This is a genomic window from Cupriavidus agavae (assembly GCF_004217045.1).
In the GTDB taxonomy this organism is placed as follows: domain Bacteria; phylum Pseudomonadota; class Gammaproteobacteria; order Burkholderiales; family Burkholderiaceae; genus Cupriavidus; species Cupriavidus agavae.
Map to the genome: position 1 here is coordinate 52,905 of NZ_SGXM01000001.1, position 20,383 is coordinate 73,287.

Consider the following 20,383-nt stretch of genomic DNA (forward strand, 5'->3'; position numbering starts at 1 on the left):
GCCAAGATACCAGCTTTGGCGCGGGCTGCGCGTCAAACGCCCGGCAGCACCAGCGGCAGCAGGCGCGGGCCGAAGAACAGGTACACCACGGCCGCGCCGACGATATAGGGACCATACGGGAACTGCGTGTCCTTGCCCTTGCTCCGCAGGAGCAGCAGGGCGCCGCCGAGCAACGCGCCGACGATCGACGACAGCAGAATCAGCGCAGGCAGCGATTGCCAGCCAAACCAGGCGCCCAGCGCGCCCATCAGCTTGAAATCGCCGTAGCCCATGCCATCGTGGCCGCGCACCAGCCGATAGACCGCGTTGACGCTCCAGAGCACCAGGTAGCCCGCCGCCGCGCCGATCACCGCGTCGGAAAGCGGTGCGAACCAGCCCTGCAGGTTCAGCAGCAGGCCCAGCCAGAGCAGCGGCAGCGTGATCTGGTCCGGCAGCAACTGGGTATCGGCATCGATCATGAACAGGGCCACCAGCGCCCAGAGCATGGCAATGGCCGCCAGCGCCTGCACGGTCGGCCCGAAATGCCACATCGCCAGCGCGCTGAGCACGGCCGTGGCGGCCTCCACCAGCGGATAGCGGATGCCGATCGGCGCCTTGCACGACGCGCAGCGCCCGCGCAGGAACAGGTAGCTGACCACCGGGATGTTCTCCCACGCGGCAATCTGGTGCCCGCAGTGCGGGCAGGCCGAGCGCGGCACCATGAGGTTGTAGCGCTCCGGGTGCGGATGCGGCTCGCCCCGGACCTCGGCGATATAGTTCGCCTCCTCGTGATCCATCATCTTCGGCAGGCGGTGGATCACCACGTTCAGGAAGCTGCCGACCACCAGGCCGAGCAGCCCCGCCACGGCCACCAGGAACGCCGGCGGCAGCGCCGCCAGCGCGTCCAGCACCGCCAGGGGAAGGGCGCCCCCGGCGCCAGGTACGGCATGCATGCTTGTTACCATCCTTCGTCAGACCACCTGGCCCAGCTTGAAGATCGGCAGGTACATGGCAATCACCATGCCGCCAATCAGCACGCCCAGGATCACGATGATCAGCGGCTCGATCAGGCTGGAAATGGCCGCCACGGCGTCATCGACCTCGCGCTCGTAGAACTCGGCCACCTTGAGCAGCATGTTGTCCAGCGCGCCCGATTCCTCGCCGATCTGCGTCATCTGCAGCACCATGTTGTCGAACACGTGCGTGGCCTGCATGGCGTTGGTCAGGCTCGTACCGATACGCACCGACTGTTCGATCTCGCGTGTGGCATCGTAATACAGCCAGTTTCCTGCGGCGCCAGCGACCGATTCCATCGATTCCACGAGCGGCGTGCCGGCGGCGAACATCGTCGCCAGCGTCCGCGTCCAGCGCGCGATGACGGCCTTGCGGAACAGGCTGCCGAAGATCGGCAGCTTCAGCAGCGCCTTGTCATGCCATCGCTGCACCTTTTCCGACCGGTTCCGGGCATAGAAATAGCCGAAGATCGAACCAATGGGGATGCCCAGCACCGCGTACCAGTAATCGACGAAGAAGTCGGAAATGCCGATCACGAACTGCGTCGGCGCCGGCAGCGCCGCACCAAAGCTGGAAAACACGCCCTTGAATGCCGGGATCACGAAGATCATCAGCACCACGGTCACCCCGAAGGCCACGGTCAGCACGGCAATCGGGTAGATCATCGCGGACTTGATCTGGCTCTTCAGCGCGATGCTCTTTTCCATGTACAGCGACAGGCGTTCAAGCAGCGCATCGAGAATACCGCCCTGCTCGCCGGCGTCGATGAGGTTGCAATACAGCGTGTCGAAGTACTTCGGATGGCGCCGGAACGCCGTGGCCATGCTGCTGCCGGCCTCGATGTCGAAACGGATGTCGTTGAGCAGTTGCGTGAAGTTCGGGTTGGCGTGCCCGCGCGCAATGATGTCGATCGACTGCAGCAGCGGAATGCCGGCCTTGAGCATCGTCGAAAGCTGGCGGGTGAAGTACGCAATGTCCTTCTCGGTGATGCGCTTGCCGCGCGCCGCCTTGCGCTTCTTCATCTTGACGACGGTCAGCCCCTGCTTGCGCAGCGTGGCCGACACCTCGGCCTGGCTCTCGGCCCGCTGCTCGCCCTTGAAGGACTTGCCCTTGCGGTCCTTGGCTTCCCATTCGAAGATGTACTGCGTGGGCGCCTTCCGCCCTCTGGCCCGCGACGGCGCTGCCGTCCGGGCGCCCGCCGCTGGTGCGCGCGTCGCCATGATGTTTGACCCCCGACTAATGCGGTGAATTGCTATTGTTTTGAGACATCCGCATCGTCGTGCGGATGCCGTTTGCGCGGCCTACCCATCGTGGAACCGCCGCGGCCGCGCGCCTCGGCAGTCCTGTCCTCAAAATCTGGCTTTTCTACTAGCTGTTGGTCGTCGCCAGCACCTCTTCCAGCGACGTGATGCCCTGTTTCACCTTCAGCAGCCCGGCGTCGCGCAACGATAGCACGCCCTCGCGCCGCGCCTGCTCGGCAATCTGCAGCGCGGTGCCGTGCGACAGGATGATCTGCTGCATGGCCTCGGAAATCGGCATGACCTGGTAGATCCCGCACCGCCCCTTGTAGCCGCTGCCGTTGCAGCGCTCGCAGCCCACCGGGTGGTACGGCTGCCAGGTGCCGTCGATATCGGCCTCGGCGAAACCGGCGTCCACCAGCACCTGCGGCGCCAGGTCGCCCGCGCGCTTGCAGGTGCAGAGCCGGCGCGCCAGGCGCTGCGCGGTAATCATCAGCACCGACGACGCAATGTTGAACGGTGCCACGCCCATGTTCATCAGGCGTGTCAGCGTGGTCGGAGCGTCGTTCGTATGCAACGTCGACAGCACCAGGTGGCCCGTCTGGGCGGCCTTGATCGAAATGTCGGCGGTTTCCAGATCCCGGATTTCGCCGACCATGATGATGTCCGGGTCCTGCCGCAGGAACGATTTCAGCGCCGCCGCGAAGGTCAGGCCCGCCTTGTCGTTGACGTTGACCTGGTTGATGCCGGGCAACTGGATTTCCGCCGGGTCTTCGGCCGTGGAAATATTGATGTCGCCCTGGTTCAGCATGTTCAGGAACGTATAGAGCGACACCGTCTTGCCGCTGCCCGTGGGGCCGGTGACCAGCACCATGCCGTACGGCCGCTTGATGACTTCCAGCAGCAGCGCCTTCTGCTGCGGCTCGTAGCCTAGCTGGTCGATGTCGAGCTTGTCGGTCGAGGAGTCGAGAATCCGCATCACGATCTTCTCGCCGAACAGCGTCGGCAGCGTCGAGACGCGGAAATCGATGGCCTTCTCCACCGTTTCCTTCCCGTCCTTGTCCTTGGGGATCGAGATCAGCAGCTTCATGCGGCCGTCCTGCGGCACGCGCTTCTCGGAAATGTCCAGGCGCGAGAGCACCTTGATGCGGGTGGCGACCTTGTCGCGGATGTCCAGCGGCGGCCGCGCCACCTCCTGCAGCACGCCGTCCACGCGGAAGCGGATGCGGTAGAAGAACTCGAACGGTTCGAAGTGCAGGTCCGACGCGCCGCGGTTGAATGCCTCGTTCAGCAGTTTCTGCAGGAAGCGGACCACCGGCGCATCGTCGATCTCGTTGCCGGGCCCCTTGCGCGCGGCCGCGGCCGCAGAGGGGTCGTACTCGATCATCTTGGTCGCGGTGGGCGTGACCGGCGAGATGTTCTTGAGCGTCCCGAGCGCCTCGCCCGCGGCGCGCACGTGCTTCATCAGCTTGTCGTGCTCGACCACCACCGTTTCCACGGGCAGGTTGAATTTCTGCCGGATGGCCTCCACGCCCGCCTGGTTGGCCGGGTCGGACATCGCCACGACCAGCCGGTTCTCGCGCCGGCCCAGCGGCAGCAGCCGGTGGGCGTGGAACTCGCGGTTGCCGGCCAGCGCCGGCGGCACGCGGGCAAGGTTGTATTGCGCCAGGTCGAGCAGCGGCAACTGGTACTTGTCGGCGGCGAAGATCGCCACGTCGTGCGCAGACATCGTGCCGCTGCCGATGATCTCGTCGATCAGCTGCGACTTCTTCTCCCGGGCCGATTGCTCCAGCTGGGCGAGCAGCGCTGGGGCGATCCGCCGGCTCTGGGCTAGTGCAAGGCCTAGTGTCATGGCGAAAACTGTGCGTGGTGCGCAGGCCCGGTCTGGAAATATCGGGCGCCGCGATGGACTGCAGCGGGAGCTGGGCAGGGGTCCCGGACCGGGGCAGTTTGCCGCCGGGGTCACTTTTTGTAAAGCTGGCGCGCCCGCGCATTGGCGTTTGCGCGACACGGCTGCAACCCTACTTGCGCGGGGGAGGATTTGGGGAGTGGGACGCGGGAAGAGGAGGGGGGCGGAGCGCCCCGGCGCGGAAAACAAAAAAGCCGCACATCGCTGTGCGGCTTTTCCGTTGATGCTGCGCGAGTCCGGCAGAGCCGATCGTCGCGATCATCGAAATCTGGTCGGGGTGAGAGGATTCGAACCTCCGGCCTCTACGTCCCGAACGTAGCGCTCTACCAGGCTAAGCTACACCCCGATTTCGGTCTGCTGGCGAACTGGTGAAGCGGTGTCGTCAGCAGCAAAGAACAAAAGTTTAGCAGCGTTTCTGGAGAATGGGAAGACCCGTCTCAAGAATTTCGCTCGGTGACCGTCCCGACGTCCGGCCGTCAGCTCTGGCGCTGCAGCGAGAACGCGCAGAGTTCGATCAGCGTGGTCTTGAGCGGCGAATCCGGGAACTGCCGCGCGGCAGCTTCGGCGGCTTCGGCCTCGCGCTGGGCGGCGGCGAAGGTGACGTCGAGCGCGCCGCTGGCGTGGATGGCCGAGAACACCGCGTCGAAGTGTTCGGTGCCGCCCTGGACGATGGCTTCGCGCGCCAGTTCGCGCTGTTCGCCCGTGCCATGCTCCAGCAGGTGCAGCAGCGGCAGCGTGGGCTTGCCTTCGCGCAGGTCGTCGCCGGCGTTCTTGCCCATCTGCTCGGCGCTGGCCGTGTAGTCGAGCATGTCGTCGATCAGCTGGAACGCGGTGCCGATGCGGCGGCCGTACTCGGCGGCGGCCTCTTCCATGGCGGCGTCGGCGCCGGCCAGCACGGCGCCGAGCTGCGCCGAGGCCTCGAACAGCTTGGCCGTCTTGTAGCGGATCACCTGCAGGTAGCGCTCCACGGTCACGTCGGGGTCGTGCATGTTCAGCAACTGCAGCACTTCGCCCTCGGCAATCACGTTGGTCGCGTTGGAGAGGATCTCCATGATGCGCATGCTGCCGGCGTCCACCATCATCTGGAAGGCGCGCGAATAGAGGAAATCGCCCACCAGCACGCTGGCGGCGTTGCCGAACACCGCGTTGGCGGTCTGGCGGCCGCGCCGCAGTTCGGACTCGTCCACCACGTCGTCGTGGAGCAGCGTGGCCGTATGGATGAACTCGACCACGGCGGCCAGTTCGTGGTGGCGGTGGCCTTCATAGCCGAACGCCCGCGCGGACAGCAGCAAGATCACCGGGCGCAGGCGCTTGCCGCCCGCGCTGATGATGTATTCGCCGATCTGTTCGACCAGCGGAACCTCCGACGACAGGCGTCGGCGGATAACGGCGTCAACGGCGCGCATGTCGGCAGCGACCGGGGCAAGCAAGGCAGTGGCGGAAGACTGGGACAAGATCAGATCACCGATTCGCGAAACCGGGGGATTATATGCGATGCAGTTGACCTGTGACGGTTCCGCCAGCGGGACAACGTGGTTCCCCGGACGGGTCAGTCCCGATGCGGCAGGCCGCCCCCGCATCTATAATGCCGCGCATGGACAAGCCAAGATCGTCTCCACGGCAGGTCCGCCGCACGGCATGGTGGGTGGCGTTCGCTGCCCTGGCCGGATTCCTGCTGGCCGACCTGACCTGACGCGCGCATCCCGGATGTGCGCTGCCCGCCGCCGCTGACGGCCCGGCGGGCTATCTCGTTGTTTTCTTTGCGGTTTTCAGTTAACCGCGCTATAATCCCCGGTTCCTTCGGTCGCGTCTACGGGCGCGTGCCGTTTGCGGCGCACGAAACGGCGCCGGCCCGGCGGCTCCGGCTTTCCGGGCAGCAATCCTCGTTTCATTCATACATGAGAGGTTCGACAATGTACGCGGTCGTAAAAACCGGCGGCAAGCAATACAAGGTTGCTGCTGGCGAAAAACTTAAAGTAGAACAGATACCGGCTGACATTGGCGCAGAAATCACGCTGGACCAGGTGCTCGCAGTGGGCGCAGGCGACCAAATCAAATTTGGCACGCCGCTGGTGAGCGGGGCTTCCGTCAAGGCTACCGTTATCGCCCAGGGTCGTCACGACAAGGTGAAGATCTTCAAGATGCGCCGTCGCAAGCACTACCAGAAGCGTCAGGGCCATCGTCAGAATTACACCGAACTGCGCATCGAAGCCATCGTCGCCTGAGCCCCGGCTCGGACACAGGCTTTCATCGCAAACAGGTCAACTGGAGTTAAGACATGGCACAGAAAAAAGGCGGCGGTTCCACGCGGAACGGCCGTGATTCGGAATCGAAGCGTCTGGGCGTGAAGGTGTTCGGTGGCCAGGCTATCAACGCCGGCGGCATCATCGTTCGCCAACGCGGCACGCGTGTTCACGCTGGCGACAACGTGGGCGTGGGCAAGGACCACACCCTGTTCGCGCTGGTGGACGGCCACGTGCAGTTCGCCGTCAAGGGCGCTGCCAAGAAGCAGCAGGTCAGCGTCGTTCCGGCGGCCTGATCTCAGCCTTTGCAGCACGAAAGGCCCCGCAGCGCATGCGGGGCTTTTTTTGTTTTGAGAACGCTACCAAAACGAATCTGGCGTAGTGCGCCTCGCTCTGGTAGCGTTTTCGGTCGGCACCATGCCCGGCCGGATCCTCCTCGGAAGAACCCAACATGAAGTTCATTGATGAAGCCCGCATCGAAGCGATCGCCGGCAATGGCGGTAACGGTAGCGCCTCGATGCGGCGCGAAAAGTTCGTGCCGTTCGGCGGCCCCGATGGCGGCGACGGGGGCCGGGGCGGCAGCGTGTTCGCCCAGGCCGACCGCAATATCAACACCCTGATCGATTTCCGCTACGCCAAGAAGCACGTGGCGAAGAACGGCGAGAACGGCCGTGGCGCGGACTGCTATGGCGCAGCCGGCGAGGACATCACACTGCGCATGCCGGTGGGCACGCAGATCGTCGACATGGATACCGGCGACGTGGTGGCCGACCTGACCGAGCATGGCCAGATCGTGTGCCTGGCCGAGGGCGGCATCGGCGGCTGGGGCAACCTCCACTTCAAGTCGAGTACCAACCGCGCGCCGCGCCAGCAGGTGGACGGCAAGCCGGGCGAGCGCCGCATGCTCAAGCTCGAACTGAAGGTGCTGGCCGACGTGGGCCTGCTGGGCATGCCCAACGCGGGCAAGTCCACCTTCATCTCGCATATCTCGAACGCCCGCCCGAAGGTGGCCGACTATCCGTTCACGACGCTGCATCCGAACCTGGGCGTGGTCCGCGTGGACCATGAGCAGTCGTTCGTCGTGGCCGATATCCCGGGGCTGATCGAAGGTGCCGCCGAGGGCGCCGGCCTGGGCCACCAGTTCCTGCGCCACTTGCAGCGGACGGGTCTTTTGCTGCACATTGTGGATCTGGCGCCGTTCGACGAGTCGGTGGACCCGGTGGCGGAAGCGAAGGCCATCGTCAACGAACTGAAGAAGTACGACGAAACGCTGTACGAGAAGCCGCGCTGGCTGGTGCTGAACAAGCTCGACATGGTGCCGGAAGGCGAGCGCGCCGCCCGCATCAAGGATTTCATCAAGCGCTACAAGTGGAAGGGGCCGGTGTTCCATATCTCGGCGCTGACCGGCGAGGGCTGCCGCGAGCTGATCTATGCGATCAAGGACCACCTTGTGGCGCTGAAGGCCGAAGAGGCCGCCGCGCTGGCCGAGCCCGATATCCGCCTGGACGATCGCCTGCACAACGTCGACCGGGACGGTTCCGAAGGCTGAACCGGCGTCCATCCACCCTGACAAGCACCAACGAACCCCGGAGACAGTTCCCGCCATGCAATCGGTCATCGCCCAGGCAAAACGTATCGTCGTCAAAGTGGGTTCGAGCCTGGTTACCAACGACGGCAAGGGGCTGGATCACGATGCCATCGCGCGCTGGGCGGCACAGATCGCCAAGCTGCGCGGCATGGGCAAGGAGGTGGTGCTGGTCAGCTCGGGCGCCATTGCCGAGGGCATGCAGCGGCTCGGCTGGGCGCGGCGCCCGAAGGAAATCCACGAGTTGCAGGCCGCCGCCGCCGTCGGGCAGATGGGGCTGGCGCAGGTCTACGAGAGCCAGTTCGGGCGCTACGGCATCCGCACCGCGCAGGTGCTGCTGACCCACGCCGACCTGGCCGACCGCGAGCGCTACCTGAACGCCCGTTCCACGCTGCTGACGCTGCTGGGGCTGGGCGTGGTGCCGATCATCAACGAGAACGACACCGTGGTCACCGACGAAATCAAGTTCGGCGACAACGACACGCTCGGCGCGCTGGTCACGAACCTGATCGAAGGCGATGCGCTGGTGATCCTGACCGACCAGCGCGGCCTCTACACCGCCGATCCCCGCAAGCATCCGGACGCCCGCTTCGTCGACGAGGCGCTGGCCGGCACGCTGGAACTCGAGGCCATGGCGGGTGGCGCCGGATCGTCGATCGGGCGCGGCGGCATGCTGACCAAGATACTGGCCGCCAAGCGCGCCGCGAAGTCGGGTGCCCATACGACGATCGCCTCGGGCCGCGAGACCGATGTGCTGGGCCGCCTGGCGACGGGCGAGGCCATCGGCACCCAGCTGCTGGCGCCGACCGGCCGGCTGACGGCCCGCAAGCAATGGATGGCCGACCACCTGCAACTGCGCGGCCGCGTGCTGATCGACGCCGGCGCCGTGGAAAAGCTGACCGGCGGCGGCAAGTCGCTGCTGCCGATCGGCGTGACCGAAGTCCAGGGCGAATTCGCGCGTGGCGAGGTCATCGCGTGCATCGACACCGAGGGCCACGAGGTGGCGCGCGGCATCACGAACTATTCGAGCGCCGAGGCACGCCTGATCGCGCGCAAGCCCTCGTCGGAGATCGAAGCGGTGCTCGGGCACCTGAACGAGCCCGAACTGATTCACCGCGACAATCTCGTACTGGTCTGAGATCGGCCAGGCGGGAAGGGAACGAGCCAAGCAAAACGGCGAGCCAGGCGGGCTCGCCGTTTTGCTTTCTACCGGGCAAGGCCGGACGGCTATCAGGGGCCGGCCTGGCGCGGCGCGTAGGCCTTCAGGTCGCGGATCAGGCGCTCCGGCTTGCCGGCCACGGCACGGCCATCGCAGAAGTAATCGCGCGCCAGCGTGGCCGCGTAGGCATTGCGCGAGCGGGTCTGCATGCGGATCCACAGGTCGCGCTCTTCGCCCTGGTTCGGAATCCAGGCAGGGGCACCCTTGGGTAGCGTGGCGTAGATGCGACGCTCGAAGGCATCGCAACGCAAGCCTTCGTAGCTGACGTTGCGGCCGCCGCCCGAGCTGGTGATGACCACGGTGTAGCGCACCACGTTGTCATCGCCGACCGAGATGGACTTCGGGTCCACGGCGAAGCGGAAGTTGTCCGCGGAGTCGTTGACCGAGAAGGGAATCAGGTCGGCATCCTGGGGCAGGGCGGGCAGCGCGGCCTGCTGTTCCTTGAACGGCTTGTCCTCGAACGGATTCACAAAGCCGCTGCTGGCTTTTTCCTCGTCTTCGGGCATGCCCTTGCCGGTGGTCTTGCAACCCGCCAGCGCGAGGCAGGCGGTCAGGCACAACAGGCCGGCGCGAACGCCCCGGCCGCTGAAACTAGTCATCGGAACTCCGTGAAGTGGTTGCCGGGCTGGCCGGCGATACTGGTTCGGCGGGCGCTTGCGCCGTGGCGGTGGCCGGGGCCACGGCCGCCGCGTGCATGGTAGCCGATCCGGGCGCCTCCGCCAGCACCGCCGGTTCGCTGACCTGCGGCCGGGCCGGGCGCGCGCCTTCGCCATGGCGGCCGTGGCTGCCATGGTGATGCCCGTACGGGCTCAGCGGCACCCGGGCGCGATGCAGGAAGCGCGACAGCTCGGTCAGCGCCATCTGGTAGACATCGCGCTTGAACTCGATCACCGCGTCGAGCGGCACCCAATACTGGCTCCAGCGCCAGGCGTCGAACTCCGGATGGTCTGAGGCACGCAGGTGGATGTCGCAATCGCGGCATACCATGCGCAGCAAAAACCAGATCTGTTTCTGGCCCCTGTAATGGCCGCGGATTTCGCGGCGGATGAACTTGTCCGGCACCTCATAACGCAGCCAGTCGCGCGTGCGACCGACGATCCTGACGTGCTCCGGCAGCAGCCCGACTTCTTCCTGCAGTTCGCGGTACATGGCCTGTTCAGGCGTTTCGCCGTACTTGATGCCACCTTGCGGAAACTGCCAGGAGTGTTCGCCGATGCGCTTGCCCCAGAAGACCTCGTTACGTGCGTTGATGAGGATGATGCCGACGTTCGGGCGAAAGCCTTCACGATCGAGCATGACTGCACCTCGAATCCTTTAGAATTACGTCGATTATAAAGGATGCGCGCAAGTCGGCCCGTCAGCGGGGATGCTGGTTTTCCCGAGCAAATGGGCAGTTTCAGGCGCGCGGCCTCCAATGGACGCCCATGTCAGCCGGGCGGGCGGCGTGGCCGGAATGGCCCGCCGTGCCCGGCCTTACGAGAAAGCAACGGATGAAAGCCTCGCAATTCTTCATTTCCACCCTCAAGGAAGCACCCGCCGACGCGGAAATCGTGTCGCACAAGCTCATGATGCGCGCCGGCATGATCAAGAAGCTCGGCGCCGGCATCTACAGCTACATGCCGGTGGGGTTGCGGGTGATCCGCAAGGTGGAGAACATCGTGCGCGAGGAAATGAACCGCGCCGGCGCCGTGGAGCTGTCGATGCCGGTCATCCAGCCGGCCGAACTCTGGCAGGAAACCGGCCGCTGGGACAAGATGGGCCCGGAACTGCTGCGCCTGAAGGATCGCCACGAGCGCGATTTCGCCGTCCAGCCCACTTCCGAGGAGGTGGTGACCGACATCGCCCGCAGCGATATCCGCAGCTACAAGCAGCTGCCGGTCAATTTCTACCAGATCCAGACCAAGTTCCGCGACGAGCGCCGTCCGCGCTTCGGCATCATGCGCGGCCGCGAATTCACGATGAAGGACGCCTATTCGTTCGACCGTGACGTCGAGGGCCTCAAGGTGTCGTACCAGAACATGTACGCCGCCTACCAGCGCATCTTCGGGCGCTTCGGGCTGGAGTTCCGTGCCGTGGCGGCCGATAACGGCGCCATCGGCGGCTCGGGCTCGCACGAATTCCATGTCATTGCAGACACTGGCGAAGACGCGATCGTCTACTGCCCGACCTCGGAGTACGCCGCCAACATGGAGGCCGCCGAGGCGCTGCCGCTGCAGGCGGAGCGCGCCGCCCCGGCCGAGGCGCTGGCCAGGACCGCCACGCCTGGCAAGGCCAAGTGCGAGCACGTGGCCGAATTCCTGAACATGCCGCTGGCACGCACGGTCAAGTCGATCGTGCTGGCCACCGAGGGCGACGCCGGCGTGCAGATCTGGCTGCTGCTGATCCGCGGCGACCATGAGCTGAACGAGGTCAAGGCGTCTAAAGTGGAAGGATTGGCTGAATTCCGATTCGCCACGGAAAGCGAGATCGTTGCCGCCTTCGGCTCGCCGCCGGGCTACCTTGGGCCGATTGGCACGAAGCAGCCGGTCAGGGTGGTGGCAGACCGCACCGTGGCCAACATGGCCGATTTCTGCTGCGGCGCCAACGAAGCCGACTACCACTACACCGGCGTGAACTGGGGCCGCGACCTGCCCGAGCCGGTGGTGGCCGACCTGCGCAACGTGGTGGCCGGCGATGCCTCGCCGGACGGCCAGGGCACGCTGGAGATCTGCCGCGGCATCGAGGTGGGCCACGTGTTCATGCTCGGCACGCGCTATTCGGAATCGATGCGCGCCACGTACCTCGACGAGAACGGCAAGACCCAGCCGATGCAGATGGGCTGCTATGGCATTGGCGTGACCCGTATCCTGGGCGCGGCGATCGAGCAGAACTACGACGAGCGCGGCATCATCTGGCCGGCCGCCATTGCCCCGTTCGCGGTGGTGGTGTGCCCGGTGGGCTACGACCGCAACGAGGCCGTGAAGGCCGAGGCGGACCGCATCCACGCCGAACTGCTGGCTGCCGGCGTCGACGTGATCCTCGACGACCGTGGCGAGCGCCCCGGCGTGATGTTTGCCGACTGGGAGCTGATCGGCGTGCCGCACCGCGTGGTAGTGGGCGACCGTGGCCTCAAGGAAGGCAACGTCGAGTACCAGGGCCGCCGCGACGCGCAGGCGTCGCCCGTGGCCGTGGCCGACGTGGTGGCGCATGTGCGCAACCTGCTGGCCAACTGACCGGCCCCGCATCGCCATGCGCCGACTTATCCTGCCGACGCTGGCCGCCGCGCTGATTGGCGTCGCGGCCGGGCCCGCCCACGCGGGCGCGCAGAAGGAGGAGGCGCTGGCCGATTCCGTGCGCGGCGCGCTGGCGGCGGCCATCGCCGACAACCGGCCGGTGCGTCCCACGTTCGTTTCGGGGAGCGAGAAGCTTGGCTACCTGAAGTGGCTCGGCGAGATGTCGCGCCGGCTCGAAGCGAAGATGCCGAACCCGCAGACGCGCGTCGAACTGATCGAAACGGTCTACTACGAGGCCAAGCGGGCCGGGCTGGAACCGTCGCTGGTGCTGGGCCTGGTGCAGGTGGAGAGCGGATTTCGTAAATATGCGATCAGCTCGGCCGATGCGCGCGGGCTGATGCAGGTGATGCCGTTCTGGGTGCGCACCATCGGCGATGGCGACACGCGCAAGCTGTTCCACCTGCAGAGCAACCTGCGCTACGGCTGCACCATCCTGCGCCATTATCTCGACCGGGAGAATGGCGACCTGTTCCTGGCGCTGGGCCGCTACAACGGCAGCCGGGGGCGGCCCGAGTATCCCAACGCCGTGCTCGGCGCCTGGAAGCGCTGGCAGTATTCCGAGGCCACGGTGACGATTGCCGGCGATCCTGACGGCGCGGCGCCCGTGGCCACGGCGCCGTCGCGCCGCTCGCTGCCGCCGGAGCCGCCCGAGCGCAATCCCTTCTCCCCGCAACGACTGTCGAACCCGTCATGACGCGTGACACCCGCGCCGGCTACGCCGCCTCGTCGCCCGAGCTTGAACAGTGGCTGGCGCGGCATATCGAACAGGGCTTCGACGCGGAATCGCTGGTGCTGTCGATGCTGCGCTCCGGCTACGACGCCACGTTCGCGCGCGATACCGTGAATGGGGCGCTGGGCCACAGGGCGCCGGTCCGCCAGCCGCCGGCAGCGGCGCCCGCGCCGGCGCGGCAGCCCGTGCTGCAGGCGGCTACCTCGCCGGTGGCCGGCAGCAACGTGTTCCGCCACGAAGGGCGCGAGATTCCGATCCTGTTCGCCCTGGAGGCGCCGCGCGTGCTGCTGCTGCAGAACCTGCTCGACGGTACCGAGTGCGACGCGCTGATCTCGCTCGCGCGAGACCGCCTGCACCGCTCGCCGGTGGTCAATCCGGACACCGGCGCCGAGAACCTGATCGACGCCCGCACCAGCATGGGCGCGATGTTCCAGGTGGGCGAGCATGCGCTGATCGAGCGCATCGAGGCCCGCATCGCCGCCGTGACCGGCCTGCCCGCCGACCACGGCGAGGGTTTGCAGATCCTGAACTACAAGCCGGGCGGCGAGTACCAGCCGCATTTCGATTTCTTCAATCCGCAGCGCCCCGGCGAAGCGCGCCAGTTGCGCGTGGGCGGCCAGCGCATCGCCACGCTGGTGATCTACCTGAACAGCCCGCCGGCCGGCGGTGCCACGGCGTTTCCCAAGCTCGGCCTCGAAGTGGCGCCGGTCAAGGGCAACGCGGTGTTCTTCAGCTACAAGCTGCCTGACGGCGGGCTGGACGACCGCACGCTGCACGCGGGGTTGCCGGTGGAATCGGGCGAGAAGTGGATAGCCACCAAGTGGCTGCGCGAGTTGCCCTACCGGAGCAAGGGGTGAAGCGCAGGAATTAAGCGAGCCGTGAGACGTTTGAGCCAGAAACAGGGTGGTTTCTTGCTCAAACGTCTCATTCTGGCGTTGCCTTGGGGCGGCAGCGGGGCACAACCCGCCATGCTGCCGGCGACGCCATACCCGTACCGGCACATTTCTAGCCAACTGTATCGGTACTGTACTGTCGAGCGTGCCTAGACTGAGCGCCTACCTTGAATCACAGGAGCGCCGTCATGGCTCTGACCCTTCCTCCCGAACTGGCCGCCAGCACTGGCGCACTGGTTGCCTACGCCGCCTTCGTCCTCGTTTCGTCGATTACACCGGGCCCCAACAACACGATGCTGCTGACCTCGGGCGTGAACTTCGGGCTGCGCCGGACGGTGCCGCACCTGTTCGGCATCTGCATCGGCATGGTGGTCATGATGGTGGTGGTGGGGCTGGGGCTGGGTTCGGTGTTCACGGCCGTGCCGTGGACATGGAGCGTGCTGCGCGTGGCGGCCACGGTCTACCTGGTCTGGCTGGCGTGGAAGCTGGCCACGGCCGGCGGGCTGCAGGACCGCGACGTCAAGCGGCCGATGAGCTTCCTGCGCGCGGCGGCGTTCCAGTGGGTCAACCCGAAGGCGTGGGTGATGGCGGTGGGGGCGTGCAGCGCCTATGTGCTGCATCCGAACCTGTGGGTCAATGCCGCGCTGATGGCGGCACTGTGTGGCGTGGTGAACCTGCCGAGCATCACCACCTGGGCGGTGTTCGGCGCGGCGCTGCGCAAGTGGCTGGCGAATCCGCGCGTGCTGCGCGTGTTCAATGTGACGATGGCGCTGCTGCTGCTCGCCTCGCTGTATCCGATCCTCGGCGCCCACCCGCACGGGGCGTGACGCCGGGCGGATGAAACCGGCTCAGACCAGCGCGCGGATGGCGCCGAGGTTGCGCCAGTAGCCCTTGACGTCCATGCCGCAGCCAAAGACGTAGCGGTCCGGCACCTTGAAGCCGCAGAAGTCGGGGTGCATCGGCTTGAGCTTGGTCAGCGTCTTCTCGCAGAGCACGGCGGCGTGGAACTCCTTCGCGCCCATGTCCATGATGCGCTGGCGGATGGCCGCCATGGTCTCGCCCTCGTCGAGGATGTCGTCGAGCACCAGCACCACGCGGTCCTTGACCGATTCGCGCGGCGCCACGCGCCACTGCATCTCGCCGCCCACGGTCTTGTTGTTGTAGCGCGAGAGGTGGATGTAGTCGAATTCCAGCGGAAACTGCAGCTTGGGCAGCAGCATGCCGGTGAACACCACGGCGCCGCCCATCACGGACAGCACCAGCGGGAACGCGTCTCCCATCTTCTCCGTGATCTCGCCGGCCATGCGGTCCAGCGATTCCTGCACCTCGGCGGCGCTGACGATCTCCTCGGAGCCGGCCCAGAGTTCGCGGGCCTGTTCGGCGGTCATCATGTTGTCTGTCCTGTTATCGATCATGTTGCGCAGGGGCCCGCCGCTCAGCGGTTGAACAGGCCCTTCATGCCGCCCTTCATCCCGCCCATCTGGCGCATCATCTTCATCATGCCGCCGCCCTTGAGCTTTTTCATCATGCCCTGCATCTGGTCGAACTGGTTCAGCAGGCGGTTGACCTCCTGCACCGGCACGCCGGCGCCGGCCGCGATGCGGCGCTTGCGGCTGGCCTTGATCAGCTCGGGCTTGGCGCGCTCGGCCGGCGTCATGCTGTTGATGATGCCTTCCATGCGGCCAACCTGCTTCTCGGCCTGATCCATGTTGGCGCCCTGCGCCTGCTGGGCGAACTGCGCCGGCAGCTTGTCCACCAGGCTGCCCAGGCCGCCCATCTTCTTCATCTGGCCGATCTGCGCCTTGAAGTCTTCCAGGTCGAAGCCGCCCGTCTTCTTGATCTTCTTGGCCAGCTTTTCGGCCGCTTCCATGTCCACGCCGCGCTGGGCTTCCTCGACCAGCGCGAGGATGTCGCCCATGCCCAGGATCCGCTGGGCCATGCGGTCGGCGTGGAACGCCTCGAGGCCGTCGAGCTTCTCGCCCACGCCCACGAACTTGATCGGCCGGCCGGTAATGTGACGTACCGACAACGCGGCGCCGCCCCGGGCGTCGCCGTCGAGCTTGGTCAGCACCACGCCGGTCAGCGGCAGCGCGTCATTGAACGCCTTGGCGGTGTTCACGGCGTCCTGGCCGAGCATCGCATCGACCACGAACAGCGTCTCGGCGGGCTTCAGCTCGGCGTGCAGCGCGGCGATCTCCTGCATCATCGCCTCGTCGATACCGAGCCGGCCGGCCGTATCGACGATCAGCACGTCGTGGTAGTGCTTGCGCGCCCAGTCGAGCGCCGCGCGGGCGATGTCGACCGGCTTCTGGTCGGGCTGCGACGGGAAGAAATCGGCACCCACCTGCTCGGAGACGGTCTTGAGCTGGGCGATGGCGGCGGGACGGTACACGTCGCACGACACCGTCAGCACCTTCTTCTTGCGGTTTTCCTTGAGCCACTTGGCCAGCTTGCCCGAGGTGGTGGTCTTGCCGGCGCCCTGCAGGCCGGCCATCAGGATCACGGCGGGCGGCTGGACGTTGAGGTTCAGCTCGTTGGATTTGGGGTCGGCCAGCGATTCGTCGCCGCCGATCACGGCGGTCAGCTCGCGCTGCACCACGCCTACCAGGGCCTGGCCCGGGGTCAGGCTCGTGACGACATCCTCGCCGAGGGCCTTTTCCTTGACGCGGGCCACGAAGTCGCGCACGACGGGCAGCGCCACGTCGGCTTCGAGCATGGCAAGGCGCACTTCGCGCAGCATCTCGGCGGTGTTGGCCTCGGTCAGTCGGGCCTCGCCGCGCATGGTCTTGACGACCCGCGCCAGGCGTTGAGTGAGGTTATCCAGCATGGCAGGAAAGTGGGGAGGAGTTCGGCTTGTGTGCGGGGGCGCAGCACGTCTTCGCAGGGATTCCGCGGGTTTGTGGCGGCGATCCATCGTCCGGATCACCCGCGAACCGCCCGCGTAAGCACTAGGGTAAACTGCGCAAATGGCCATTGTACTGTATGCCTTGACGGCACTTCTCTACTGCGCCCTGGCCTTGCACGGCTGGGCGACGCGCAACCCGCAGCTGGCGGCTGCCGGCGGGGCGGCGCTGGGCCATCCGGGACGCCAGGGCGTTGGCGCCGCCGTGCTGATGCCGGCTCCGGCCGGGGCGCGCGCCGACGGCCAGCCGGCCTGGTGGCACGGGCTGGTCATGGTGGCGCTGGTCAGCCACGGCATGCTGCTGCACGAGACGATCTTCCCGGCAGACCGCATGGTGTTCGGCTTCGCGTTCGCGCTGTCGGCCATGCTGTGGCTGGGCGTGGGCATCTACTGGATCGAAAGTTTCTTCTTCTCGCTGGCCGGGCTCGGGCTGATCGTGTTCCCGGTGGCCATGCTGGCGAGCCTGATCCCGCTGGCGTTTCCGGGCACGCAGATCCTGGGTTACGCGGCGCGGCCACTGTTCAAGCTCCATTTCGTGATCGCCAACGTGGCCTACGGGCTGTTCACGCTGGCGGCGTTCCATGCCTTCCTGATGCTGCTGGCCGAGCGCCGGCTGCACGGCTTCAACCGGCCGGCGGGCAGCGATGGCGCGCAGGGCCAGTGGCTGGGCCGCTGGCTCGACCTGCTGCCGCCGCTGCTGACGCTCGAAAAACTGCTGTTCCGGCTGATCGGCGCGGGCTTCGTGCTGCTGACGCTGACGATCGTGTCGGGCTTCCTGTTCTCGGAACAGTTGTTCGCCCGGGCGGTCCGCGTGGACCACAAGACCGTGTTCGCCATCCTCTCGTGGATGATGTTCGGCGGCATCCTGGTCGGGCGCATGTTCCGGGGCTGGCGCGGCCGCACGGCGCTGCGCTGGGTCATCGCCTCGTTTGGCATCCTGCTGCTGGCCTACGTGGGCAGCCGTTTCGTGATCGAGGTGGTGCTGCACCGGCTGGCCTGAGCGCCCCTCGCCCCCCGCGCCCCCGTACTCCCCTCCCGTCTCTCCCGATCCATGGCAAGAATCTTCCTACTGCTGGCTGTCGTGCTGGGCATCATCTGGTGGCTGCGCGCGCGTGCCAGTGCGCGCGACCAGGCCGACGCGGCGCGGCAGCAGCGCGAGGCCGCGCCGCAGGCGTCCGGCACCCCCGGCGATGGCGCCATCGAGCCGATGGTGCAATGCGCGCAGTGCGGCGTGCACCTGCCGCGCACCGATGCCATTGCCTGGCGCGGCCTGCACTACTGCCGCCGCAGCCATCTTCCTGACACCTCGGCCGAAGGCGGCGCCTGATGCCGCGCGCCTCGGGGTGGTCGTCGCTGAACGGCTGGCGTGTGCTGGTCGATCTCTGGCGCCAGCCCGAGCCGCCTGAATTCCACTGGCGCCTGCTGCGCTATTTCTGCTGGACCCGCGTGGCCGTGGCGCTGCTGCTGTTCGGCTACGCCTGGCTGCCGCTGGAACGCGGCACGGCCGACATGGCGGTGTCGATGGCCACCAGCGCCCGCACGGCCGCGGCCATCCCCGTGGTGGTGCCGTATCTCTGCATCGGCGTGGTGGCATTGCTGGGATCGCTGTGGCGGCGCCATTTCCATGTGCGCGTGCGTGCCCAGATCATCGTCGACCTGGTCTTGCTGGCGGCCGTCTACACGGTGCTGGGCCGCAGCGGCAGCCATGGCGAGGGGCTGGCGATGATCTTCCTGCTGCCCGCCCTGGAAGCCGGCGCGCTGACCAGCCTGCTGTTCGCGCTGTCGGCGGCGGCGGTGTCGGCGATGCTGGTGATGGTCAACCCGTTCCTGCAGACGCTGCTGGCGCGCCAGGCCGATGCCAACCTGCTCGGCTCGGGCCTGTTCGGGCTGGTCTTCATGATCGCCGCGCTGCTGATGTACATGCTGGCCAACCGCCAGATCGCCCAGGAGCAACTGGCGCTGGCGCGCGAGCAGGAACTGCGGCTGCAGCAGCTGGTGAACCGGCTGATGGTCAACGACATGCAGGACGGCGTGATGCTGGTGCGCGCCAACGGCGTGGTGGTGGCGGCCAATCCGGCGGCGTTCGTGCTGCTGGGGGTGCAGCCGCACGAGCGGATCCGCGAGGGGCAGGTGCGGGCCGGGGAGCGCGACAATGCGCTGTTCGACCTGCGCCGCATCGCACGGCTGCAGCCGCTGATGGAAATGCTGCGCGACTGGATCGCCCGCAAGGACGACGTGCCGCGCATTCTGCAACTGCTGCCGCTGCCGTCGCGCCCGAGCTCGGCGCGCAGCCCGATGCTGCATACCCGGCTGCGGCTGCGCTTCGTGCTGCCGGGGCTGGCCGGGCTGCGCTCGACGCTGGCGGGGGCGGCCACCACGCCGTCGGGGCTCGACACCGTGGGCTGGAACGACCTGTCGCCCGAGGGCGCGGCGCGGCTGCGGCTGGCCATCGCGCAGGACGAGGCCATGGCCTGGAGCCCGGCCGACGAGACGCTGCTGCGCTCGGAGATGCGTGACACCGTACTGGTCCACATCGAAAGCTGGGAGCGGATTGCCGAGCAGGTGCAGCAGGAAAAACTCGCCGCGATGGGCCGGCTGGTGGCCAGCGTGGCGCACCAGATCCGCAACCCGCTGGCGGCGATCAGCCAGGCCAACGAACTGCTGGCCGATTCGGGCAACGGCCCGGGCGGCCCGGGCGGGCAGGGCGGGGAGGGCGGCAACATCGATGCCCGCCTGCTGCGCATCATCAGCGACAACGTGCGGCGGCTCGATCAGGTGATCTCCGACGTGCTGCAGCTCTCGCGCCGGCCCAAGACCGGCCATAGTTCGGCCAACCTCGCGCAGGCGCTGCCCGAGATCGTGGACCGCTGGCGGGCCGAGATGCGCTCGCGGGCCGGGGCGCGGGCCGAGGTCAATCCCAACGCCATCCGCGTGACCGTGGACCTGCAGCGGCCCGTGATCTTCGATACCGCGCACCTGCAGCAGGTGCTCGGCAACCTGCTCGACAATGCCTGGCGCTACTGCAGCCGGCTGCCGGGCTCGATCCGGCTGCTGGCGCACGCGCTGGACCAGCACCATGCCGAACTGATCGTCTGGAACGACGGCGCCGAAGTCACGCGCGAGCAGCAGCGCAGCCTGTTCGAGCCGTTCTTCACGAGCAATCCGCAGGGCACCGGGCTGGGCCTGTTCATGGCGCGCGAGCTGTGCGGCGCCAACGATGCCCAGGTGCGCTACGGCAGCGTGGCGCTGGAGGCGTTGCTGGAACGCACCGGCATGCTGGCGGGCGGGGCTCGCGATACACTTCCGGCCAAAGCTTTCGTGCTGACGATGCGGATCGAGACCCCCGAGATGGTGGCCGCCGCTTCGTCCACACCGACATAACGACACCGACCCCCGCCC

General features: G+C 66.9%; 19 protein-coding genes and 1 tRNA gene. 11 read left to right on the top strand and 9 right to left on the bottom strand.

The genetic code is table 11. The features are described 5' to 3' along the window. Positions 1–32 precede the first annotated feature (32 nt). From EV147_RS00235 to ispB, 5 genes are all read right to left on the bottom strand, one after another. The gene (locus tag EV147_RS00235) at positions 33–932 is read right to left on the bottom strand and encodes a prepilin peptidase (RefSeq protein ID WP_328591099.1); all 900 of its coding nucleotides are present in this window, start codon (positions 930–932) and stop codon (positions 33–35) included. A gap of 18 nt (positions 933–950) precedes the next feature. Further along, positions 951–2,213 (bottom strand): type II secretion system F family protein, encoded by a 1,263-nt coding sequence (locus EV147_RS00240; RefSeq protein WP_130389140.1) that lies wholly within the window; start codon positions 2,211–2,213, stop codon positions 951–953. Positions 2,214–2,361: 148 nt separating this feature from the next. Beyond that, positions 2,362–4,083 (bottom strand): type IV-A pilus assembly ATPase PilB, encoded by a 1,722-nt coding sequence (gene pilB, locus EV147_RS00245; RefSeq protein WP_130389141.1) that lies wholly within the window; start codon positions 4,081–4,083, stop codon positions 2,362–2,364. A gap of 326 nt (positions 4,084–4,409) precedes the next feature. Then, a tRNA-Pro gene (locus EV147_RS00250) sits at positions 4,410–4,486 on the bottom strand. 130 nt (positions 4,487–4,616) lie between these two features. Next, positions 4,617–5,546 (bottom strand): octaprenyl diphosphate synthase, encoded by a 930-nt coding sequence (ispB, locus tag EV147_RS00255; protein ID WP_130391134.1) that lies wholly within the window; start codon positions 5,544–5,546, stop codon positions 4,617–4,619. A 507-nt stretch (positions 5,547–6,053) separates the two neighbouring features. On the opposite strand from ispB, the gene rplU reads away from it, so the two are divergent. From rplU to proB, 4 genes are all read left to right on the top strand, one after another. Beyond that, positions 6,054–6,365: a 50S ribosomal protein L21 gene (gene rplU, locus EV147_RS00260; RefSeq protein ID WP_008647259.1), complete on the top strand. Its 312-nt coding sequence runs from the start codon at positions 6,054–6,056 to the stop codon at positions 6,363–6,365. Between the two features lie 53 nt (positions 6,366–6,418). Then, positions 6,419–6,679 (top strand): 50S ribosomal protein L27, encoded by a 261-nt coding sequence (rpmA, locus tag EV147_RS00265; RefSeq protein ID WP_071015560.1) that lies wholly within the window; start codon positions 6,419–6,421, stop codon positions 6,677–6,679. 155 nt (positions 6,680–6,834) lie between these two features. Further along, the gene (gene obgE / locus EV147_RS00270; protein ID WP_130389142.1) at positions 6,835–7,932 is read left to right on the top strand and encodes a GTPase ObgE; all 1,098 of its coding nucleotides are present in this window, start codon (positions 6,835–6,837) and stop codon (positions 7,930–7,932) included. Positions 7,933–7,987: 55 nt separating this feature from the next. After that, a complete protein-coding gene (gene proB / locus EV147_RS00275) occupies positions 7,988–9,106 on the top strand; it encodes a glutamate 5-kinase (protein ID WP_130389143.1) in 1,119 nt (372 codons plus the stop codon). 92 nt (positions 9,107–9,198) lie between these two features. Here the strand turns inward: proB and EV147_RS00280 are convergent, their stop codons facing one another. Both EV147_RS00280 and EV147_RS00285 read right to left on the bottom strand, forming a co-directional pair. Then, positions 9,199–9,786, bottom strand: a complete 588-nt coding sequence (locus tag EV147_RS00280; protein WP_130389144.1) for a CNP1-like family protein — start codon at positions 9,784–9,786, stop codon at positions 9,199–9,201. Beyond that, positions 9,779–10,483 carry an RNA pyrophosphohydrolase gene (locus EV147_RS00285; protein WP_130389145.1) on the bottom strand — a complete coding sequence of 235 codons (705 nt, stop codon included), beginning with the start codon at positions 10,481–10,483 and terminating at the stop codon, positions 9,779–9,781. Before EV147_RS00285 ends, EV147_RS00280 begins: the two co-directional genes overlap by 8 nt. A 194-nt stretch (positions 10,484–10,677) precedes the next feature. Between EV147_RS00285 and EV147_RS00290 the strand changes: the two genes are divergently transcribed. The 4 genes from EV147_RS00290 to EV147_RS00305 all read left to right on the top strand — a co-directional run bounded on the left by EV147_RS00290 (position 10,678) and on the right by EV147_RS00305 (position 14,909). Beyond that, on the top strand, positions 10,678–12,399 hold the full coding sequence (locus EV147_RS00290) for a proline--tRNA ligase (RefSeq protein WP_130389146.1): 1,722 nt from the start codon (positions 10,678–10,680) through the stop codon (positions 12,397–12,399). A 16-nt stretch (positions 12,400–12,415) separates the two neighbouring features. Next, entirely contained in the window at positions 12,416–13,153 is a 738-nt protein-coding gene (locus EV147_RS00295) for a lytic transglycosylase domain-containing protein (RefSeq protein WP_130389147.1), read from the top strand. Then, entirely contained in the window at positions 13,150–14,046 is an 897-nt protein-coding gene (locus EV147_RS00300; RefSeq protein WP_130389148.1) for a prolyl hydroxylase family protein, read from the top strand. The genes EV147_RS00295 and EV147_RS00300 overlap by 4 nt, the downstream gene beginning before the upstream one ends. Positions 14,047–14,270: 224 nt before the next feature. Continuing rightward, positions 14,271–14,909, top strand: coding sequence for a LysE family translocator (locus EV147_RS00305; protein WP_130389149.1), 639 nt, complete (start codon positions 14,271–14,273; stop codon positions 14,907–14,909). A gap of 21 nt (positions 14,910–14,930) precedes the next feature. Here the strand turns inward: EV147_RS00305 and EV147_RS00310 are convergent, their stop codons facing one another. Both EV147_RS00310 and ffh read right to left on the bottom strand, forming a co-directional pair. Next, positions 14,931–15,473, bottom strand: a complete 543-nt coding sequence (locus EV147_RS00310) for a hypoxanthine-guanine phosphoribosyltransferase (protein ID WP_130389150.1) — start codon at positions 15,471–15,473, stop codon at positions 14,931–14,933. Positions 15,474–15,517: 44 nt separating this feature from the next. Further along, the gene (gene ffh, locus EV147_RS00315) at positions 15,518–16,909 is read right to left on the bottom strand and encodes a signal recognition particle protein (protein ID WP_130389151.1); all 1,392 of its coding nucleotides are present in this window, start codon (positions 16,907–16,909) and stop codon (positions 15,518–15,520) included. A gap of 139 nt (positions 16,910–17,048) precedes the next feature. Here ffh and EV147_RS00320 point away from each other — a divergent pair, with 139 nt between their 5' ends. Genes EV147_RS00320 through EV147_RS00330 form a run of 3 tightly spaced genes read left to right on the top strand, consistent with a single transcriptional unit; the run spans position 17,049 to position 20,365 of the window. After that, on the top strand, positions 17,049–17,984 hold the full coding sequence (locus EV147_RS00320) for a cytochrome C assembly family protein (protein ID WP_130389152.1): 936 nt from the start codon (positions 17,049–17,051) through the stop codon (positions 17,982–17,984). A 51-nt stretch (positions 17,985–18,035) separates the two neighbouring features. Further along, on the top strand, positions 18,036–18,311 hold the full coding sequence (locus EV147_RS00325) for a PP0621 family protein (protein WP_130389153.1): 276 nt from the start codon (positions 18,036–18,038) through the stop codon (positions 18,309–18,311). Beyond that, entirely contained in the window at positions 18,311–20,365 is a 2,055-nt protein-coding gene (locus tag EV147_RS00330; RefSeq protein ID WP_198680152.1) for a PAS domain-containing sensor histidine kinase, read from the top strand. Before EV147_RS00325 ends, EV147_RS00330 begins: the two co-directional genes overlap by 1 nt. Positions 20,366–20,383: the final 18 nt, after the last annotated feature.